Raw genomic sequence first — 20,105 nt, forward strand, 5'->3', positions numbered from 1 at the left:
GCTCTCCTTATTGTTTTATTAATAGCTGCCGCCAGGTGTCATCGGCCAGCCTGATAAATTGTTGATCGCCGGTTTGTCGCCAGCGGTACTCAAACCACCCTGCTTTGAGCATCAGCAGCCAGGGAAACCATCGCCTGACCTGACGCCATAATTGCGCCGGATAAATCTTCGCGCGAGTGGCATAGTCATTGACCAATTGCCGGTGCTGTTCAGTATTTTCCACCCACACCGCCGCCAGTTCCAGCGCGGTATCACCATCTCCGGCATACTCCCAGTCGATGAGTTTTAACCCTGATGCGCTATGCACTAAATTTCCGGCGTGGACATCCATATGCAATGGACTTAAGCGTAAAGGTCGTGGTTCCCGCGCTTTGCGCAGACGTTTTAACATTCGCAGCCAACCCACAGTCCGCCGCGCCGGATCGCTTTGCTGCCAGTACAGTTCCAGTAACGGCAACAGCGTTATTCGCCAGCCAAAACGTGGTTGTTGATGTAGATAATACAGCAAGCCTGCCAGTTCGTTGGTATCCGGCAAATACGTTTTTACCGCGCCGGGCAGATAGTCGACTACCATCCAGTCACGGAGATATAAATGCGGCTTCGGTGCAATGCTTGCGGGTAGTTGTGATAAAGCCCGATACTGGCGCAAGAACGCGGACTGCGGCGCATCAGGATCGTGCGGCTGACGCACAACAAAACGCTGGCCCTGATGTTCAATGAGAAAACTACCGCCACTAAGCCCACTATTAAACGTCGTGACGGGATGAAACTGCGGGAAAAAGCGCGACAGCAATTCGTCGCGCGTGATGGGATTATTACTGCGAAACGGCACCTTTACCTGACCAGATAATTTCGCCCGTCTGCACCAGCATCAGCTGCATTTGTAGGGTCGGAGCGTTAACGTTGCCAGAGGCGCTGGAGTACAGCACGTAATGAGCGCCGACATTGCGGGCAATGCCTATGGCTTTACTACGGGTGCCTAAACTGTCCTGCGGCGACAAACCTAACTGTTGCTTAGCCATCGACAGTTGCTGGGCGGAAACCAGGGTAAATTTCCCGTTATTAGCCAGCGCATTTCGCAGCGTTTCGGTCGCTTCTGCGGCATTCAGCGAACCGTTAGTACGGTTGTTAACGCTATCAACCAGCAGGACGCTACCCGCAGTCACCCCGTCAGCCCCAAGCATCTTACTGACCATCGGCTGCATTGCGCCATTCCAGTCATAATGGCGAATATGCGGCGCAGGCGGTGCCGTTCGATCTTCGTGCTCAATTGGGCCTGGTTGCTGCGGGATCGTCGGCACCGAGGGCACTGTGGGGACAGGCTGTTGTGGCTCGGCTGGTTGTTCCGGCGCTGGTTTCACTTCTTCTACCGGTGCAGGTTCACGTTGCCCCACACACCCGGCGAGAAACATCGCCAGCGCGGTAATCAAGGCGTAGCGACTCATTTTTGTCATCAAGATTCACCCCTTACAAATATAGATAAAGTCTGACTTTGTGCGCCCCCAGAAAATTGGCGCTGCCGTACAGCGTTACCGCCGAATGTGCGGGAATGGTAACGCTGCGTGGCCTTTCCAGAGGATGCATCTCCAGCCCTCTGGCGTCATACCAGTAAAAACGATAATGAACGGTAACGGGTTTTTGCCTTTCGTTATAAAGCGTTGAGGATGCTGAAGGTTGAATATCAGACGTCGAAAGGACGGGCTTTTCTGCACTGATGCCCGCAGCCAATAAAGATGACTCCATCACCAGCGATTGCTCATCATTCACCGGAATTTCCGGATGTGAACGACAGCCCACCAGCAGTAACAACACCAGAGACACCAGCCCAAAGCATCCTTTTCTCATCGTTACAGACCTTTATGCGCCAGCATTGGTCCCAGCGGACGGCCACCCAACAAGTGCATATGGATGTGGTAAACCTCTTGTCGCCATGGCGGTTGGTATTCATGATCAGACGATAGCCATCTTCGGCAATACCTTCTTGCTCAGCAATTTTTGCCGCTACGGTGATCATGCGTCCCAGCGCCTGCTCATGCTCAGCTGAGACGTCGTTCACAGTCGGAATGAGGATATTCGGAATGATCAGAATATGCGTTGGCGCTTGCGGCGAAATATCGCGAAACGCCGTTACCAGATCATCCTGGTAGACGATATCGGAGGGGATCTCACGACGAATAATTTTGCTGAATATAGTTTCTTCTGCCACGACATTTTCCTTTTTCAAATAGCCATGCGTTGCGCCATGCTACGCCGCGCCACACTGCGAGTATAAAGTATGGTCGAGTTAAACCTGCTCTTTCAACCTTAACTCACGATTTCTTAAGCAAAAAATCGTTTTGCTGCCGTATATATCGCCATTATTCCCATTTCTGCCTGCGAATGCGCTGAAAAGACATTCTCTGTTTGGTTTACACGACAAATATGAATGCGTATATTTCTCATTTGCATTTACAAACAAAATTATTCGCACACTAAATATAATCGCTCATCACCCTCCTCCGGCATGAGCCTGACGACAACATAAACCATGAGATTTCAAATGCTTTCAACACAATTTAACAGGGATAATCAATATCAAGCCATCACCAAACCGTCACTACTTGCCGGTTGCATAGCACTGGCACTATTACCTTCTGCCGCTTTTGCTGCACCAGCCACTGAAGAAACGGTGATTGTTGAGGGTTCAGCCACAGCTCCAGATGATGGCGAAAATGATTACAGCGTAACGTCTACCTCTGCGGGTACCAAAATGCAGATGACTCAACGTGATATTCCTCAGTCGGTCACTATTGTTAGCCAGCAGCGGATGGAAGATCAGCAGTTACAAACGCTGGGCGAAGTGATGGAAAACACGCTGGGGATCAGCAAAAGTCAGGCGGATTCCGATCGTGCTCTTTATTATTCCCGCGGATTCCAGATCGATAACTATATGGTTGATGGTATCCCCACCTATTTTGAATCGCGCTGGAATCTGGGCGATGCACTTTCTGATATGGCACTGTTTGAACGCGTAGAAGTAGTGCGTGGCGCGACAGGACTCATGACCGGGACGGGTAATCCATCTGCGGCAATTGATATGGTTCGAAAACACGCGACCAGTCGTGAATTTAAAGGCGATGTCTCGGCGGAATACGGTAGCTGGAACAAAGAACGGTATGTGGCGGATTTACAAAGCCCACTCACCGAAGACGGTAAAATCCGCGCGCGAATTGTCGGCGGCTACCAGAATAACGACTCATGGCTGGACCGCTACAACAGTGAAAAGACCTTCTTCTCCGGCATTGTCGATGCTGATTTAGGCGATCTTACGACGCTTTCAGCCGGTTACGAATATCAGCGCATTGATGTTAATAGCCCTACCTGGGGCGGTTTACCGCGCTGGAATACTGATGGCAGCAGCAACAGTTACGATCGTGCACGCAGTACCGCACCTGACTGGGCGTACAACGATAAAGAGATCAACAAGGTCTTTATGACCCTGAAGCAGCGGTTTGCTGATACCTGGCAAGCGACACTGAATGCCACCCACTCTGAAGTCGAATTTGACAGCAAAATGATGTATGTCGATGCCTATGTAAACAAAGCGGATGGTATGCTGGTTGGGCCATACAGTAATTGTGGACCTGGCTTTGATTATGTCGGCGGCACCGGTTGGAACAGTGGCAAACGTAAAGTTGATGCGCTGGATTTGTTCGCTGACGGTAGTTATGAATTGTTTGGTCGTCAGCACAATCTAATGTTTGGTGGCAGTTACAGCAAACAAAACAATCGTTACTTCAGTTCATGGGCCAACATCTTCCCAGATGAAATTGGCAGTTTCTACAACTTTAATGGCAATTTCCCACAAACCGACTGGTCACCACAGAGCCTGGCACAGGACGATACCACACATATGAAATCGTTATATGCTGCCACTCGAGTCACCCTTGCCGATCCGCTGCATCTGATCCTCGGCGCACGTTATACCAACTGGCGGGTTGATACGCTGACTTACAGCATGGAGAAAAACCACACCACGCCTTACGCTGGTCTGGTGTTTGACATCAATGACAACTGGTCGACCTACGCCAGCTATACCTCTATTTTCCAGCCGCAAAATGATCGTGACAGTTCAGGCAAATATCTGGCTCCAATCACCGGTAACAACTACGAGCTGGGTCTGAAATCGGACTGGATGAATAGCCGTCTGACCACCACGTTAGCCATCTTCCGTATTGAGCAGGATAATGTCGCTCAGTCCACCGGTACACCTATCCCCGGCAGCAACGGCGCAATTACCGACAACTGGCAGCTGACATTTGGCGCAACGCGCTATATTGCAGAGGATAACGAAGGAAACGCCGTTAATCCTAATCTGCCACGCACCACGGTTAAAATGTTCACCAGCTATCGGTTGCCTGTCATGCAGAGTTGACAGTCGGCGGTGGTGTTAACTGGCAAAATCGCGTGTATACCGACACCGTGACACCGTATGGCACCTTCCGCGCCGAGCAAGGTAGCTACGCGCTGGTGGATCTCTTCACCCGCTACCAGGTGACGAAAAACTTCTCGTTACAGGGGAACGTCAATAACCTGTTCGACAAAACCTACGATACCAACATGGAAGGTTCTATCGTCTACGGCGCACCGCGTAATTTCAGCATTACCGGCACGTATCAATTCTGAATAACACCTGTAAAAAAGGCAGCCATCTGGCTGCCTTTGTCTCCCCAACGTCTTACGGATTAGTGGTTACGGATGTACTCATCCATCTCGGTTTTCAGGTTATCGGATTTAGTACCGAAAATCGCCTGAACACCAGAACCCGCAACCACTACGCCCGCTGCGCCCAGTTTCTTCAGGCCAGCCTGATCCACTTTAGACACATCAGCAACGCTGACGCGCAGACGGGTAATACATGCGTCGAGGTTAGTAATGTTTTCTTTACCACCAAATGCAGCAACCAGAGCCGGTGCCATTTCGCTGGTACCTGTTGCTTTTGCATCTTCAGTCGCGTCTTCACGACCCGGCGTTTTCAGATCCAGTGCTTTAATCAGCACGCGGAAGATGGTGTAGTAAACAATCGCATAACCGATACCGACGATCGGGAACAGCCACAGTTTGCTGCTGTTACCAGACAGAACGATAAAGTCGATCAGACCGTGCGAGAACGACGTACCGTCACGCATCCCCAGAAGAATACAGATTGGGAATGCCAGGCCTACCAGAATCGCGTGGATGATGTACAGGATCGGCGCAACGAACATGAAGGAGAACTCGATCGGCTCGGTGATACCGGTCAGGAACGAGGTCAGCGCCGCGGAGATCATAATACCGCCCACTTTCGCGCGGTTTTCTGGTTTAGCAGAGTGCCAGATAGCAATTGCGGCAGCTGGCAGACCGTACATTTTGAACAGGAAGCCACCAGACAGTTTACCCGCAGTCGGGTCACCCGCCATATAACGCGGAATGTCGCCGTGGAAAACCTGACCTGCTGCGTTGGTGTATTCACCAATCTGCATCTGGAAAGGTACGTTCCAGATGTGGTGCAGACCAAACGGTACCAGGCAACGTTCGATGAAACCGTAAATGCCAAACGCAACTACCGGGTTCTGGTAAGCAGCCCACTGAGAGAAGGTCTGGATTGCAGAACCAATCGGCGGCCAAATGAAGGACAGCACAACGCCAGTAAAGATGGCAGCCAGGCCAGAAATGATCGGCACAAAGCGTTTACCGGCAAAGAAGCCAAGATACTCAGGCAGCTTAATACGGTAGAAACGGTTAAACATGTACGCTGCGATCGCACCGGAGATAATCCCTCCGAGTACGCCAGTATCCGCCAGGTGTTTAGAGGCGATTTCTTCAGCAGGTAAATGCAGTACCAGTGGCGCAACCACGGCCATGGTTTTAACCATGATGCCATAGGCAACAACTGCGGCCAGCGCGGATACGCCATCGTTATTGGTAAAGCCGAGGGCGACACCGATCGCAAAAATCAGTGGCATGTTTGCAAAGACGGAACCGCCTGCTTCTGCCATAACATGCGATACAACGGCGGGCAGCCAGCTGAAATTCGCGGAACCGACGCCCAGCAGAATACCTGCGATAGGTAGTACGGATACCGGCAGCATCAGCGATTTACCGACCTTTTGCAGGTTAGCAAATGCATTCTTAAACATAATTGAGAGTGCTCCTGAGTATGGGTGCTTTTTTTACGTTCTCACGCGTGGCAAGGGGGGAGAGCCTCGCCGTGTACAGGGCATCTAAGCGCCCTTTATTTATTACACAGAGTAAAATAATTCAGTGCCAATTTGTTTGACGGCTATCACGTTTCAACTTCAGATCATTGGAGAAGTTGCACATTTTGACAAAACATATGTCACAATATTTCAAACGCGGTTATTCACCGCCCAATTTTCGGCGGTGAACTTTACTCGTTTTAGCCATTAATTACGAGCTTTAAAAAAACTCATTCAACGGATGGATTGAAGGCGGGAAGCGTCGATGTGAAACAGACGGGCGAAGTTATCGGTGGTTACCTGCGCCAGTTCTTCAACGGCAACACCTTTCAACACAGCCATGTATTCTGCAACGTCACGAACCATCGCAGGTTGATTCTCTTTTCCTCGATGCGGTACCGGCGCAAGGTAAGGTGAGTCAGTTTCCACCAGTAATCGATCCAGGGGGACATAACGCGCAGCATCGCGCAGTTGCTCCGCATTACGGAAGGTCACAATGCCGGAAAAGGAGATGTAAAATCCGAGATCCAGTAATTTACCCGCCGTTTCTCTGTCCTCTGTAAAACAGTGTAGTACGCCACCGCAATCCGTCACTTTTTCTTCGCGCAGAATTGCCAGCGTATCGGCACGGGCGTCACGGGTATGGACGATAACCGGCTTGTTCAGTTCACGACCAATCTGGATATGATGGATGAAGGACTCTTGCTGACGTACTTTAGTTTCCGGTGTGTAATAATAATCCAGCCCGGTTTCACCCAGCGCTACAACACCCTCTTCTGCCGCCAGACGGCGTAAATCTTCTACATCGTAGGGATCATTCTGGTTGAGTGGATGCACGCCACAAGAAAATACGACGTTGTCACGTTCGCCTACCAGATCCCGCATATGTAAATAACCCGGTAATGTTGTGGCGACTGCCAGACAAAATTTCACATCGCGTGCGGCGGCTTTCGCCAGAACGTCATCCACGTCCTTATGCAAAGATTCATAATCCAGACCATCGAGATGGCAGTGTGAGTCGACTAAAAACATGATGTCTCTCTTAAAGATGAGGAACCGGTAGCACAACGCCCGGTTGCAGGTAATGCTCAATACGCAGTAAAAGATCGGTGATGAGAAGCTCGCGGTTGATGCCTGTGACAGACATTAACTGTTCACGAATGTGGCAAACATCCCCCAGTATAGCCTGCAGGCGCGAGGGAGAAAGATGGTTTGCCAGTTCGGCGACCAGGCCCGGCACATCAACATTGGTCACCTGTGCAGCGCCATGATGGCGTTTTAGCGCATCCATCAGCAACGTTGCCAGCCAGTGTAAACGCGCCGGAGCTTGTTCATGATTAAGGGCCGCCAGCAGCGAATACCAGTCGCCCGATGGTACGCTATATGCCAACGCCTGACACAATGTTTCACGAGCCTGCCAGTTATCTCCCTGAAACAACGCCAGTGCCGCGCCAGGCGAACCGGCACTTAAGCGCAATGCGGCAAGTAATGCATCCTGTGACATTGTCACTTCGCGTGAAAGCCAGGTCACGGCGTACTGTTCCGGCGGCGGCGCAAGGTAATGTAACCGACAACGACTACGTAATGTTGCCAGTAAACGTTCAGGCTCGCGGGTAGCCAGGAAAAACCAGGTTTCTGCTGGTGGCTCTTCAAGCGTTTTCAGCAATGCGTTAGCCGCGGCGTCGGTCAGTAAGGCAGCATCGGTTACCCAGACAACTTTCGCACCACCTAGGCGTGCGTGCTCATTCAGCTTTTCGGTGACCTCACGTACCGCATCAATGCCCAGCGTATTTTTCCCTTTTTCGGGAGCCAGGGTGTAGTAATCGGGATGCGTGCCAGCCTGCATTAACTGACATCCACGACAGTGACCGCAACTTTTGTGGCCCTGCGGTTGTTGGCAGAGTAAATAACGGCTCAGGGCGTAGATTAAAGCATCATCGCCCATGCCCGGTAACGCCTGAATGAGTAGCGCATGGTGACCTCTTCCGGCCTGATAGCTGGCTACCAGTTTTTCGAAATCAGGTCGTAACCATGGATACCATCTCATGCGTCCAACTCCTTCACCCAGTGGGTCACGGTAGTGCGGATTGCATCCATCACGGCCTCCAGCGGCTGGGTGGCATCAATGGTATGAATACTTTTATCTTGTGCAGCCAGTTCCAGATAGCGGGCGCGGGTGCGATTAAAGAAATCGAAAGACTCTTGCTCAATACGATCCAGCTCGCCGCGCGCACGCGCGCGTTTTAAGCCAACTTCCGGGGTAACATCGAGATAGAGCGTTAAGTCGGGGCGAAAATCCCCGAGAACAGCATCACGCAGTGTTGCCAGCATATGTTGGTCAATACCACGTCCTCCGCCCTGATACGCCTGAGTGGAGAGATCGTGGCGATCGCCAATCACCCAGGTGCCGTTAGCCAGAGCTGGTTTGATGACCGTTTCTACCAGTTGAACGCGCGCGGCATAAAACATCAGAACTTCGGCTTTATCGGTAATGACTTCATCGCCTACCGATTTGATATCCAGCACCAGGCTTCTTAACTTTTCGGCAAGTTGCGTACCGCCAGGTTCCCGAGTGAAAACCATGTCGCGGATACCCAGTTGCTCAAGCGTCTCAACCACCACATTACGCGCGGTAGTTTTGCCTGCGCCTTCCAGCCCCTCAATGACGATATACTTACTGCGCATTTTTTTCCTTAAGCACTTTCAGATAATCCTGCACAGACTTGTTATGGCTGGCAAGATTGGTATTAAACGTGTGACCACCTTTACCATCGGCCACAAAATAGAGATACGGCGTTTTTGCCGGATGCGCAGCAGCCTTCAGCGAATCCGCCCCCGGCGTAGCTATCGCACCTGGCGGCAAACCGGTAATGGTATAGGTGTTATACGCTGTCGGCGTTTCCAGGCCTGCACGAGAAAGTTTGCCATTATAACGCTCTCCCATCCCGTAAATCACGGTTGGGTCGGTCTGCAGGCGCATACCAATGCGTAAACGGTTGATAAATACCGAGGCAACCTGATCGCGTTCACTGGCAACGGCGGTTTCTTTTTCGATAATTGATGCCATCGTCACCAGCTGGTTTTTATCTTTATAAGGCAGACCGTCCGCACGCCCTTCCCAGGCGCTATCGACCGCTTTCACCATTTTCTTGTGCGCTCGCTTGAGTAACGCGACATCGGTGGTATTGGCGGTATACATCCAGGTGTCTGGCCAGAACCAACCTTCAATCCACTCCGGGTTTTCCAGTTCAAGTTCCTGCGCTACGGTGGCGTACTTATCGTCACTCAGCGTGTGCTTGATATACGGAGCCTCACGCAATTGCTTGAGGTAGTCGCTCAGACGCATCCCTTCTACCAGTCGCAGCGGGAACTGTGCTTCTTTACCGCTTTCCAGCAATTTCAGCATCTCGCGCACGGTCATCTGCGGTGTAAAGCGGTAAGTCCCGGCTTTAAAGTGAGAAAGATCCGGTTCGATACGCAGCAACCATTGAAAAACCCGTGGGCGATTGATGATCTTATCGGCATAAAGCTGTTCACCAAGCGCCAGACGTCCGGTCCCTGGCTTCAGGGTAAATATCGTCTCTTCTTTGATAAGCAATTTGCTGTCGGCAAGATGGCGAACCTTCCAGACGCCCACACCAGCGGCGATACCCAGTACCACCAGCAATAACAAGATAATCAATAACACTTTTTTCATGACTAATTCGGGCGCTCACAAAGTGGGGCTAAATATTCATATAACGTTGCTGACGAAAAGGAGACATCGCCACAGGCACGTACGGGCATCACTGGCATTAACGCATTACAAATAACCATCTCATCTGCCTGCAACGCCTCTTCCAGAGAGGCTTGCACTTCGACAAGCTGATAAGAGGATTGTGCCAGCAAACGGATACAGAATTGTCGCATAATGCCGTTAACACCTGCCTGATCCAGTCGCGGCGTATAAACTACATTGCCCTTCCGCCAGAACAAATTAGCCGCACAGCATTCCGTAACCCACCCTTCGCTGTCAAGGACCAGCGCCTCATCAGCGTTTGTCTGCTCAAGATGAGAGCGGATCAATACTTGCTCAAGCCGATTAAGATGTTTAATACCTGCAAGATGGGGATTGCGCCCCAGCCGCACCGGGCTTAGCGCCAACGTCATCCCTTCGTTACGCAAACGGTCGTAATGTGCAGGATAAACCGTAACGGAGAGAATCCGCGTTGCCGGTCCACTGTTCAATGTGCTGTACCCTCGCCCGCCACTACCGCGACTGATCACGACTTTCAGCACACCATTTTGCTGTTCTGCTGCCAGCGTTTTCATCTCTTGTTCAAGCTGAGGCCAGAAGTCACAGAAAATCATCAACCGCTGACAAGCATCCTGTAGTCGCTGGATATGCGCCGATAACAAACTGACTTTACCGTCGATAACTCTGGCGGTGGTAAAACAACCATCACCAAACTGCGTTGCCCGATCGCTTACTGCCAGCGATTCCTGCTTATGACCGTTAATTAAGAACATACCGGCTCCTTATCAGAGAATTGTTAGTGTGGCAGCATGTTCACTACGGAACAAGTCGGAATAAAAGCTAAGAAAAAAGGCCCGCAAGCGGACCTTTTATATGGGTGGGAAATGACAACTTAGATCTTTTTAAAGATCAAAGAACCATTAGTGCCACCGAAGCCGAAGGAGTTACACAGCGTGTATTCCATTCCGCTGACCTGACGTGCTTCATGCGGTACGAAATCCAGATCGCAACCTTCATCCAGGTTATCCAGGTTGATGGTTGGCGGAACAGCCTGATCGCGCAGCGCCAGGATGGAGTAGATAGACTCTACTGCCCCCGCCGCACCTAACAGGTGACCGGTCATAGATTTCGTGGAGCTTACCAACACACGGCTTGCAGCTTCACCGAAGATGGCTTTCACCGCCTGCGCTTCAGCTTTATCGCCAGCCGGCGTAGAAGTACCGTGCGCGTTAACGTAGCCAATCTGACTCGCTTCAATGCCTGCATCACGCAGAGCATTTGCCATTGCCAGAGCTGCGCCTGCGCCATTTTCTGGCGGTGACGTCATATGATAAGCATCGCTGCTCATACCAAAGCCGACGAGTTCAGCGTAAATTTTCGCACCGCGTTTTTTCGCGTGTTCGTACTCTTCTAGTACCAGCATACCGGCACCATCGCCCAGTACGAAGCCATCACGCTCTTTATCCCACGGGCGGCTCGCCGCTTGCGGGTTATCATTGCGGGTAGATAATGCACGTGCCGCGCCAAAACCACCAACGCCCAGCGGCGTACTGGCTTTCTCTGCGCCACCTGCAACCATCACGTCAGCATCGCCATACGCGATAATACGCGCAGCATGACCAATGTTGTGCACGCCGGAAGTACAGGCGGTCGCGATAGAGATGCTTGGGCCACGCAGGCCATACATGATAGTCAGATGACCTGCCACCATGTTCACAATCGTTGACGGAACGAAGAATGGGCTGATCTTACGTGGACCACCGTTCATCAGAGATGTGTGGTTTTCTTCGATCAGTCCGAGGCCGCCAATCCCGGAGCCAATTGCGGCACCAATGCGGGTTGCGTTCTCTTCCGTTATTTCAAGGCCAGAATCCTGCATGGCCTGAACGCCAGCGACAATTCCATATTGAATGAAGGCATCCATCTTGCGCTGTTCTTTGCGCGAGATAATGTCCTCACAGTTAAAATCCTTTACTAAGCCAGCAAATTTCGTTGCATAGGCGCTAGTATCGAAATGGTCGATTAGGCTGATGCCACTCTGACCGGCAAGCAGAGCTTTCCAGGTAGACTCTACGGTATTGCCGACAGGAGACAACATGCCCAGTCCGGTCACAACTACACGACGCTTAGACACGTTTGTCCTCCAGGGAGGGAAAAAATGATTCTAGTGGGACAAAAAGATAAAACTCAGGCGGTCGAACGACCGCCTGGAGATGTTCACTTACGCCTGGTGGCCGTTGATGTAATCAATGGCAGCCTGAACGGTGGTGATTTTCTCAGCTTCTTCGTCCGGAATCTCAGTATCAAACTCTTCTTCCAGAGCCATTACCAGCTCAACGGTGTCAAGAGAATCCGCGCCTAGGTCTTCAACGAAAGAAGCATTGTTGGTAACTTCTTCCTGCTTAACGCCCAGCTGTTCGCCGATAATTTTCTTAACGCGTTCTTCGATAGTGCTCATACTCTTAAATTTCCTATCAAAACTCGCTTTCGCGATGGTTTTCGTAGTGTATAAAATGTTGAAAAATTTGCAACTAAATCCCGGCAGGTCTTACCACGATTTTACGTTATTTTGAGGCCTTACCCCCCAATAACGCAAATCATTTTGCACTAATTATTACTCATAACCACGCAGACTGCGCGCAACATGAGCATTTTGTGCAAATCGCGGTCAGACCATGTACATCCCGCCGTTCACATGCAAAGTTTCACCCGTGATGTAAGCTGCTTCGTCGGATGCCAGGAATGCAACCGCGTTGGCGATTTCCTGTGCGCCGCCGAGGCGACCCGCAGGAACCTGCGCCAGGATACCCGCACGCTGGTCATCGCTCAGCGCACGTGTCATGTCCGTTTCAATAAAGCCCGGAGCAACAACGTTTACAGTAATACCGCGTGACGCAACTTCGCGCGCCAGTGATTTACTGAAGCCGATCAAGCCCGCTTTCGCCGCAGCGTAGTTGGCCTGACCGCCATTTCCCATGGTACCAACCACAGAACCGATAGTGATAATACGACCATGACGCTTTTTCATCATAGCGCGCATTACCGCTTTTGACAGACGGAAAACAGATGAAAGGTTGGTTTCGATAATATCGTTCCACTCTTCATCTTTCATTCGCATTAACAGGTTATCACGAGTGATACCGGCATTATTGACCAGGATATCCACTTCACCAAATTCTGCGCGAATTTTTTCCAGAACAGATTCGATAGATGCCGGGTCGGTCACATTCAACATCAGACCTTTGCCGTTAGCACCTAAATAATCACTGATCGCCTGAGCGCCATTTTCACTGGTCGCAGTGCCAATAACTTTCGCGCCACGGGCTGCGAGCGTTTCAGCAATTGCGCGGCCAATTCCGCGGCTTGCACCGGTTACCAGTGCGATTTTTCCTTCAAAATTCATGATTTTCCTCTTTTAAAGCTCGAGCGCCGCTGCCATCGCTGAAGGTTCGTTCAGCGCCGAGGCGGTCAGGGTGTCGACAATGCGTTTCGTCAGGCCAGTTAGCACTTTGCCCGGGCCGACTTCATAGAGATGTTCTACGCCTTGCGCTGCCATGTACTCAACAGACTTCGTCCACTGAACCGGGTTATACAACTGACGTACCAGTGCGTCACGAATGGCATCACCATTGGTTTCGCATTTCACATCAACGTTATTCACAACAGGAACTGTTGGTGCGTTAAAGGTGATTTTCGCTAATTCTACTGCCAGTTTGTCGGCTGCTGGTTTCATCAGCGCACAGTGAGACGGTACGCTCACTGGTAACGGCAGCGCGCGTTTTGCGCCCGCAGCTTTACAGGCAGCGCCAGCACGCTCAACCGCCTCTTTATGACCGGCAATAACCACCTGTCCCGGAGAGTTAAAGTTTACCGGAGAAACGACCTGACCTTCTGCAGCTTCTTCACACGCTTTCGCAATAGACGCATCATCCAGACCGATGATTGCCGCCATAGCGCCCGTGCCTTCTGGTACGGCTTCTTGCATGAACTTGCCGCGCATCTCAACCAGACGCACCGCATCAGCGAAATCAATCACGCCAGCGCAAACCAACGCGGAGTATTCCCCCAGGCTGTGACCGGCCATCATTGCCGGTGCTTTACCGCCCTGCTGCTGCCATACGCGATACAGCGCAACAGATGCAGTCAACAGCGCTGGCTGGGTTTGCCAGGTTTTATTCAGTTCTTCAGCTGGCCCCTGCTGGGTCAGCGCCCACAGGTCGTAGCCCAGCGCCGCAGAAGCTTCAGCAAACGTTTCTTCGACAATTGGATAGCTCGCCGCCATATCAGCCAGCATTCCAACGGTTTGAGAACCCTGTCCAGGGAACACAAATGCAAATTGCGTCATGTTTTAATCCTTATCCTAGAAACGAACCAGCGCGGAGCCCCAGGTGAATCCACCGCCAAAGGCTTCAAGCAGAACCAACTGCCCCGGCTTAATGCGCCCGTCGCGTACAGCTTCATCCAGCGCGCACGGGACAGAGGCCGCAGAGGTATTACCGTGGCGATCCAGCGTCACCACGACATTGTCCATAGACATACCGAGTTTTTTCGCCGTTGCACTGATAATACGCAGGTTAGCCTGATGCGGAACCAGCCAGTCCAGTTGAGAACGGTCAAGATTATTCGCCGCCAGCGTCTCATCAACGATGTGCGCCAGTTCCGTTACCGCAACCTTGAAGACTTCGTTGCCCGCCATCGTCAGATGAATTGAATTCTCTGGATTCACGCGGTCGGCGTTTGGCAGCATCAGCAATTCACCATAACTACCGTCGGCATGCAGATGGGTGGAGATGATTCCCGGCTCTTCAGAGGCAGCCAGCACCGCAGCGCCCGCGCCATCGCCAAAAATAATAATAGTCCCACGATCTGTTGGATCGCAGGTGCGCGCCAGTACATCGGAACCGACGACCAGAGCATACTTCACCGCCCCAGATTTCACGTATTGATCGGCTACGCTTAATGCATAGGTGAAACCTGCGCAGGCTGCTGCAACGTCAAATGCCGGGCAACCTTTAATGCCCAACATGCTTTGAATCTGACAAGCTGCGCTCGGGAAAGCGTGCGTAGCAGACGTCGTTGCCACAACGATCAGGCCAATCTGGTCTTTCTCAATGCCCGCCATCTCAATTGCGCGTGTCGCCGCTTCAAAGCCCATGGTTGAAACGGTTTCGTTTGGCGCGGCAATGTGGCGTTCGCGGATACCGGTACGAGTGACAATCCACTCGTCAGAGGTGTCCACCATTTTTTCCAAATCGGCGTTTGTCCGCACTTGTTCGGGCAGATAGCTGCCAGTACCAATAATCTTCGTATACATGTACGCTCAGTCACTTTTCGGTTATATACCGTCACTTGCAAACTGCGAGTTCGCTGGCAGCGTCCTGCTACCGCAGAGTTCCGCTTTTGCCACCGTCCAGCAGCTCAAAACCAGCTGGGTATACAGATTCCAGGCGAGCGGCAATTCGCTGAGGAACTTGTCGCTGCACCGCCTGCACTGCCTGTTCAATCGCGACCGCAAAAGCTCGCTGATTGGCTGCACCATGACTTTTTATCACCGTGCCGCGCAATCCTAACAGACAGGCGCCGTTATACTGGTCGGGGTTGAGGTGACTGAATCGCCTCGTCAGGCTCTTTTGTAGCCAACGCTTTAATAACAGTAGCCACCACGACCGTTTTTTCCCTTCACCCTGAGATTTCAGCAGAGAAAGGAACATCCTGACAACACCTTCCATCGTCTTTAACGTGACATTTCCTGTAAAGCCGTCACAAACCAGCACATCTGTCTTGCCAGTTAACAACTCATTGGCTTCAAGATAGCCGATATAATTGATAGAAGGGATTGTTTTAAGCACCGCTGAGGCCTCCCGAATACTGTCGAGACCCTTTACTTCTTCTTCACCAATATTGAGCAACGCCACGCGAGGATTGGGAATTTCCACCACCTCTTCAGCCAGAACTGAGCCCATAATGGCAAATTGCACCAACATTGTGCTGTCACAATCGACGTTGGCCCCTAAATCGAGGACCACCGTTTTGCCCTTTTGCTGATGTGGTAATACCGTCACCAGCGCCGGACGCTCAATCCCCTCCAGGGGCTTGAGTAATAATTTTGCCAGCCCCATCAGTGCCCCGGTATTACCGGCACTGACACAGGCTTGCGCTCGACCTTCTTTCACCAGCTCCAGGGCCATACGCATTGAACTCCCACGACTAGCGCGGATAGCTTGCGAAGGCCGGGCATCACTGGCGATAACTGACTGCGCAGGAATAATCTGCAGACGCGAACGTTGTTCAAAGTCAGCTTTAGCAAGTAATGGCGTGATGGCGTCGGGATTGCCGACTAAAAGAAAAGTGAGTTGCGAATTAGAATTCAGTGCCTGCAATGCTGCAGGCACTGTCACGGAAGGGCCAAAATCCCCTCCCATGACATCTAACGCCAAGGTTAGACGTGTCAAGGTATCGTCGCCGCCCGGTTTGGTCTTTCCCCAGTTGCCTGGGGAAAATCCTCACTAAGCTTCATCACGCAGACGCGTGATTACTTAGCGATGACCTTGCGGCCGCGGTAGTAACCGTCGGCAGTGATATGGTGACGCAGGTGTTTTTCACCAGAAGTTTTGTCTACAGACAGGCTGGTGACTGCGGTCAGCGCGTCATGGGAACGACGCATGCCACGTTTGGAACGGGTTGGTTTATTCTGTTGTACGGCCATGGACCTTACTCCTCAATTACGGTTTATCCCCGATCCAACGGGGAGCACCAATTACTTACGCTTTAAGCTGGCTAATACGGCAAATGGGTTTGGCTTTTGCACTTCTTCAGGCAGTTCACCAAAGACCATGTCCGCTTCGGACACTTCACAGTGTTCAGAATCATGCACCGGAACTACCGGCAAGGCGAGGATGATTTCATCTTCAACCATTGCAAGCAGATCGATTTCACCGAATTCGTTAACCTCAATCGGTTCATACGCTTCCGGCAGTGCTTCAGCCTGTTCGTCTGAACGCACAGGACTAAAACAATACGTTGTGTAGACCTGATGAGTAAACGGCTTCCCGCAACGCTGACACTCGAGCGTTACCGTCACCTTCGCATCGCCGTTTAACACTGCGAGACGTTGGTTATCGATAGCGAACGACATGGAGCATTCCACATCACTGTCCACACTGACTACGGATTCGGCGACGCGCTCAACCTGATCAGGGGTATAGATCCCCTGGTAATCAAGGCGTTTTTGAGCCGTACGAACCGGATCGAGAGTCAGGGGTAATTTTACCTTTTGCATAGGGCGCGCATATTAACTTTGTAACGTCATAGAGTCAAAGAAAAAGGCAGCCTGTGGTTGCCTTTTGCCAATAATTCGCACACATTGCGGGTTACTGCTTTATTTTCGTTCAGTGCTGATAACGAACATCAACCTGCAAAACGAAGCGCATAGTTTAAAATGGCTATCATCAATACGCTATATCTGATGGAAAAAAATATGCCTAAACTTATTTTAGCCTCCACCTCGCCATGGCGTCGCGCTCTTCTGGAAAAACTGCAAATCTCTTTTGAATGTGCAGCACCAGAGGTCGACGAAACCCCACGCAGCGACGAATCACCGCGACAGTTGGTGCTTCGACTGGCACAAGAAAAAGCGCAATCTCTGGCGTCACGTTATCCGGATCATTTAATTATTGGTTCAGACCAGGTATGTGTTCTTGATGGCGAAATCACCGGTAAACCGTTAACGGAAGAAAATGCCCGTCTGCAATTACGCAAAGCCAGCGGCAATATCGTCACCTTCTATACTGGACTGGCGTTGTTTAATTCGGCGAATGGGCATCTACAAACAGAAGTGGAGCCTTTTGACGTCCATTTCCGTCACCTGAGCGAGGCGGAGATTGATAATTACGTGCGTAAGGAGCATCCCCTGCACTGCGCGGGTAGCTTTAAGAGTGAAGGATTTGGCATTACGCTGTTTGAGCGTTTAGAGGGACGTGACCCTAACACGCTGGTTGGTTTACCGCTAATCGCGCTGTGTCAGATGTTACGTCGGGAAGGGAAAAACCCGCTGATGGGATAGTTGTTTGCGCCGGATGCGGTTACGTCGCATCCGGCAATCGGTGCAGGCGGCCTGATGCGGCGTAAACGCCTTATCAGGCCAACCGCCCATTATCAGGCTTATATGCTTGTATTAGCGCGCGTTACGCAGCTTTTGCAAACAACGCTTCAAACCTTCATCCATCGGCGCTTCGATACGCATCACCTCACCGGTCCCCGGATGGGTAAACTTCAACGCTGCGGCGTGCAGGAACAGACGATTTAATCCCGTGCCTGCTTCAGTGAGCTGTCTGTCAAATTCACGGTCACCGTAGCGATCGTCAAAGGCAATCGGATGACCCGCATACTGTGTATGCACACGGATCTGATGAGTACGTCCGGTTACCGGGCTACAACGCACCAGGGTGGCAAATGCATAGCGTTCTTCCACTTTAAAGCGTGTTTCCGACGGTTTGCCTTCCTGACTGACACGCACGATACGTTCGCCGCTTTGCAGAATATTTTTCAATAACGGCGCTTGAACGCTCTTCACATGTGACTGCCACTGACTGCGCACCAGCGCCAGGTAATCTTTTTGCATTCCTTTTTCACGTAATTGCTCATGCAGAGAACGCAACGCCGAGCGTTTTTTCGCTACCAGCAACACACCTGAAGTGTCCCGGTCGAGACGATGAACCAGTTCAAGGAACCGCGCTTCCGGGCGCAACGCCCGCAAACCTTCGATAACGCCGAAGCTTAAACCACTGCCGCCATGTACCGCCGTACCGGAAGGTTTATTCAGCACCAGGATATGATCATCTTCATATAAGATGACGTCCGCCAGCGCCGCCACCTTTTGCAGATGTGGCGAAACCGCCTCTTCTTCCCGCTCAGCAACGCGAACCGGTGGGATACGCACCTCATCACCCGCTTCGAGTTTATATTCAGGCTTAATACGTTTTTTGTTCACCCGCACTTCGCCTTTACGCAAAATACGGTAAATCATACTTTTTGGTACGCCTTTCAATTGGGTACGCAAAAAGTTGTCGATACGTTGCCCCGCTTCGTCAGCGGTGATAGCAACAATTTTTACGGATGGAGTCTCTGTTTTCATGGTGAGCGATTCTAATTAGCCAACAGGATTCGCGCCACTCATTTTTCTATGCTTATATTTAGTTTTACACCTTATTACTTCACTACGTGATCACTTTATTGATGGTTATTAAACCAATCACCAGCAAGAAGTGAAAATGTAATGAACGCATCCCACACAATTAAACACGGAGCAGTATGATGGTTAAAAGGGTGAAACTGGCAGGTGTGGAGCCTCGCAGATTTCCGGCATCATAGTGCCCAATACGGGATGCATAAAGCTCCCTCAGACTGGAGACTCCACAAATGAAATATACACCGGTTGGCGTTGATATCGCAAAACATGTCATTCAGATTCACTTCATCAATGAGCACACAGGTGAAGTGGTTGATAAACAGTTGCGTAGACAGGATTTTCTGACGTTCTTCGGCAACCGTGAGCCATGCCTGATTGGTATGGAGGCCTGTGGAGGTTCTCAGCACTGGGCACGGGAACTGACAAAACTTGGTCATAAAGTCCGGTTGTTGCAGGCCCGCTTCGTTAAGGCATTCGTCATGGGCAATAAGAATGATGTGATGGATGCCCGGGCTATCTGGATGGCGGTTCAGCAGCCGGGTAAAGAAATCGCCGTAAAAACAGAAGAACAGCAGTCGGTACTGGTTCTGCACCGTACCCGCATGCAACTGGTGAAGTTCCGGACCACACAAATTAATGCCCTGCACGGGACGTTACTGGAGTTTGGTGAAACCATCCACAAAGGCCGGGCAGCGATGGAGCGGGAGTTCCCCGAAGCACTGGAACGGATGAAAGAGAGACTGCCACCGTATCTCATTATGGTTCTGGAAAACCAGTACAACCGACTGAATGAGCTGGACTCACTGATAGAGGATATTGAAAAACAGCTTACCAGCGTGGCGAGGCAGAATGAAACCTGTAAGCGGTTGCTGGATATTCCTGGCGTTGGACCACTTATTGCGACGGCAGCGGTGGCCACCATGGGGGAAGCATCAGCGTTTAAATCGGGGCGAGAGTTCGCCGC

At 51.3% G+C, this 20,105-nt stretch carries 20 protein-coding genes and 2 pseudogenes; 3 read left to right on the forward strand and 19 right to left on the reverse strand.

Annotated elements, in window-relative coordinates; genetic code table 11:
* Window positions 1-7 precede the first annotated feature (7 nt).
* From thiK to hinT, 4 genes and pseudogenes are all read right to left on the reverse strand, one after another.
* Window positions 8-832 (reverse strand): thiamine kinase, encoded by an 825-nt coding sequence (gene thiK, locus BGK49_RS06980; protein WP_001116581.1) that lies wholly within the window; start codon window positions 830-832, stop codon window positions 8-10.
* A complete protein-coding gene (gene lpoB / locus BGK49_RS06985) occupies window positions 816-1,454 on the reverse strand; it encodes a penicillin-binding protein activator LpoB (protein WP_000164450.1) in 639 nt (212 codons plus the stop codon). Before lpoB ends, thiK begins: the two co-directional genes overlap by 17 nt.
* Window positions 1,455-1,467: 13 nt before the next feature.
* Complete coding sequence (locus tag BGK49_RS06990) at window positions 1,468-1,845, reverse strand: YcfL family protein (RefSeq protein WP_001225298.1); 378 nt, start codon at window positions 1,843-1,845, stop codon at window positions 1,468-1,470.
* A gap of 2 nt (window positions 1,846-1,847) precedes the next feature.
* A pseudogene (hinT, locus tag BGK49_RS06995) lies at window positions 1,848-2,206 on the reverse strand (purine nucleoside phosphoramidase).
* Window positions 2,207-2,539: 333 nt separating this feature from the next.
* Between hinT and fhuE the strand changes: the two are divergent.
* A pseudogene (fhuE, locus tag BGK49_RS07000) lies at window positions 2,540-4,665 on the forward strand (ferric-rhodotorulic acid/ferric-coprogen receptor FhuE).
* A gap of 59 nt (window positions 4,666-4,724) precedes the next feature.
* On the opposite strand, the gene ptsG reads toward fhuE, so the two are convergent.
* The 14 genes from ptsG to yceD form a co-directional block, all read right to left on the reverse strand.
* Window positions 4,725-6,158, reverse strand: coding sequence for a PTS glucose transporter subunit IIBC (gene ptsG, locus BGK49_RS07005; protein ID WP_000475722.1), 1,434 nt, complete (start codon window positions 6,156-6,158; stop codon window positions 4,725-4,727).
* Between the two features lie 294 nt (window positions 6,159-6,452).
* A complete protein-coding gene (locus BGK49_RS07010) occupies window positions 6,453-7,250 on the reverse strand; it encodes a metal-dependent hydrolase (protein ID WP_000480245.1) in 798 nt (265 codons plus the stop codon).
* Between the two features lie 10 nt (window positions 7,251-7,260).
* Window positions 7,261-8,265: a DNA polymerase III subunit delta' gene (holB, locus tag BGK49_RS07015; protein ID WP_001267941.1), complete on the reverse strand. Its 1,005-nt coding sequence runs from the start codon at window positions 8,263-8,265 to the stop codon at window positions 7,261-7,263.
* A complete protein-coding gene (gene tmk / locus BGK49_RS07020; RefSeq protein ID WP_001257000.1) occupies window positions 8,262-8,903 on the reverse strand; it encodes a dTMP kinase in 642 nt (213 codons plus the stop codon). Before tmk ends, holB begins: the two co-directional genes overlap by 4 nt.
* Window positions 8,893-9,915: a cell division protein YceG gene (yceG, locus tag BGK49_RS07025; protein WP_046891708.1), complete on the reverse strand. Its 1,023-nt coding sequence runs from the start codon at window positions 9,913-9,915 to the stop codon at window positions 8,893-8,895. The genes tmk and yceG overlap by 11 nt, the downstream gene beginning before the upstream one ends.
* Window positions 9,916-9,917: 2 nt before the next feature.
* Window positions 9,918-10,727 carry an aminodeoxychorismate lyase gene (gene pabC, locus BGK49_RS07030; protein ID WP_000478674.1) on the reverse strand — a complete coding sequence of 270 codons (810 nt, stop codon included), beginning with the start codon at window positions 10,725-10,727 and terminating at the stop codon, window positions 9,918-9,920.
* Between the two features lie 119 nt (window positions 10,728-10,846).
* On the reverse strand, window positions 10,847-12,088 hold the full coding sequence (gene fabF, locus BGK49_RS07035) for a beta-ketoacyl-ACP synthase II (protein WP_000044676.1): 1,242 nt from the start codon (window positions 12,086-12,088) through the stop codon (window positions 10,847-10,849).
* Between the two features lie 87 nt (window positions 12,089-12,175).
* The gene (gene acpP, locus BGK49_RS07040) at window positions 12,176-12,412 is read right to left on the reverse strand and encodes an acyl carrier protein (RefSeq protein ID WP_000103754.1); all 237 of its coding nucleotides are present in this window, start codon (window positions 12,410-12,412) and stop codon (window positions 12,176-12,178) included.
* Between the two features lie 210 nt (window positions 12,413-12,622).
* The gene (gene fabG, locus BGK49_RS07045) at window positions 12,623-13,357 is read right to left on the reverse strand and encodes a 3-oxoacyl-ACP reductase FabG (protein WP_001008535.1); all 735 of its coding nucleotides are present in this window, start codon (window positions 13,355-13,357) and stop codon (window positions 12,623-12,625) included.
* 12 nt (window positions 13,358-13,369) lie between these two features.
* Window positions 13,370-14,299 (reverse strand): ACP S-malonyltransferase, encoded by a 930-nt coding sequence (gene fabD, locus BGK49_RS07050; RefSeq protein ID WP_000191372.1) that lies wholly within the window; start codon window positions 14,297-14,299, stop codon window positions 13,370-13,372.
* A 15-nt stretch (window positions 14,300-14,314) separates the two neighbouring features.
* Window positions 14,315-15,268: a beta-ketoacyl-ACP synthase III gene (gene fabH / locus BGK49_RS07055; protein WP_000288129.1), complete on the reverse strand. Its 954-nt coding sequence runs from the start codon at window positions 15,266-15,268 to the stop codon at window positions 14,315-14,317.
* Between the two features lie 67 nt (window positions 15,269-15,335).
* Window positions 15,336-16,406, reverse strand: coding sequence for a phosphate acyltransferase PlsX (gene plsX, locus BGK49_RS07060; protein ID WP_075318853.1), 1,071 nt, complete (start codon window positions 16,404-16,406; stop codon window positions 15,336-15,338).
* Between the two features lie 80 nt (window positions 16,407-16,486).
* Window positions 16,487-16,660: a 50S ribosomal protein L32 gene (gene rpmF, locus BGK49_RS07065; RefSeq protein ID WP_000290727.1), complete on the reverse strand. Its 174-nt coding sequence runs from the start codon at window positions 16,658-16,660 to the stop codon at window positions 16,487-16,489.
* 51 nt (window positions 16,661-16,711) lie between these two features.
* Window positions 16,712-17,233 (reverse strand): 23S rRNA accumulation protein YceD, encoded by a 522-nt coding sequence (gene yceD, locus BGK49_RS07070; protein WP_001174482.1) that lies wholly within the window; start codon window positions 17,231-17,233, stop codon window positions 16,712-16,714.
* Window positions 17,234-17,431: 198 nt separating this feature from the next.
* Here yceD and yceF point away from each other — a divergent pair, with 198 nt between their 5' ends.
* Entirely contained in the window at window positions 17,432-18,016 is a 585-nt protein-coding gene (yceF, locus tag BGK49_RS07075; RefSeq protein WP_001125202.1) for a 7-methyl-GTP pyrophosphatase, read from the forward strand.
* 111 nt (window positions 18,017-18,127) lie between these two features.
* Here yceF and rluC read toward each other — a convergent pair whose 3' ends face one another.
* The gene (gene rluC / locus BGK49_RS07080) at window positions 18,128-19,087 is read right to left on the reverse strand and encodes a 23S rRNA pseudouridine(955/2504/2580) synthase RluC (protein WP_000846351.1); all 960 of its coding nucleotides are present in this window, start codon (window positions 19,085-19,087) and stop codon (window positions 18,128-18,130) included.
* 284 nt (window positions 19,088-19,371) lie between these two features.
* On the opposite strand from rluC, the gene BGK49_RS07085 reads away from it, so the two are divergent.
* The coding region (locus BGK49_RS07085) for an IS110-like element ISEc11 family transposase (protein WP_069375713.1) at window positions 19,372-20,105 on the forward strand (734 nt) is incomplete at its 3' end.

It is taken from the genome of Shigella sp. FC1544 (assembly GCF_001722145.1).
Lineage (GTDB): Bacteria > Pseudomonadota > Gammaproteobacteria > Enterobacterales > Enterobacteriaceae > Escherichia > Escherichia coli.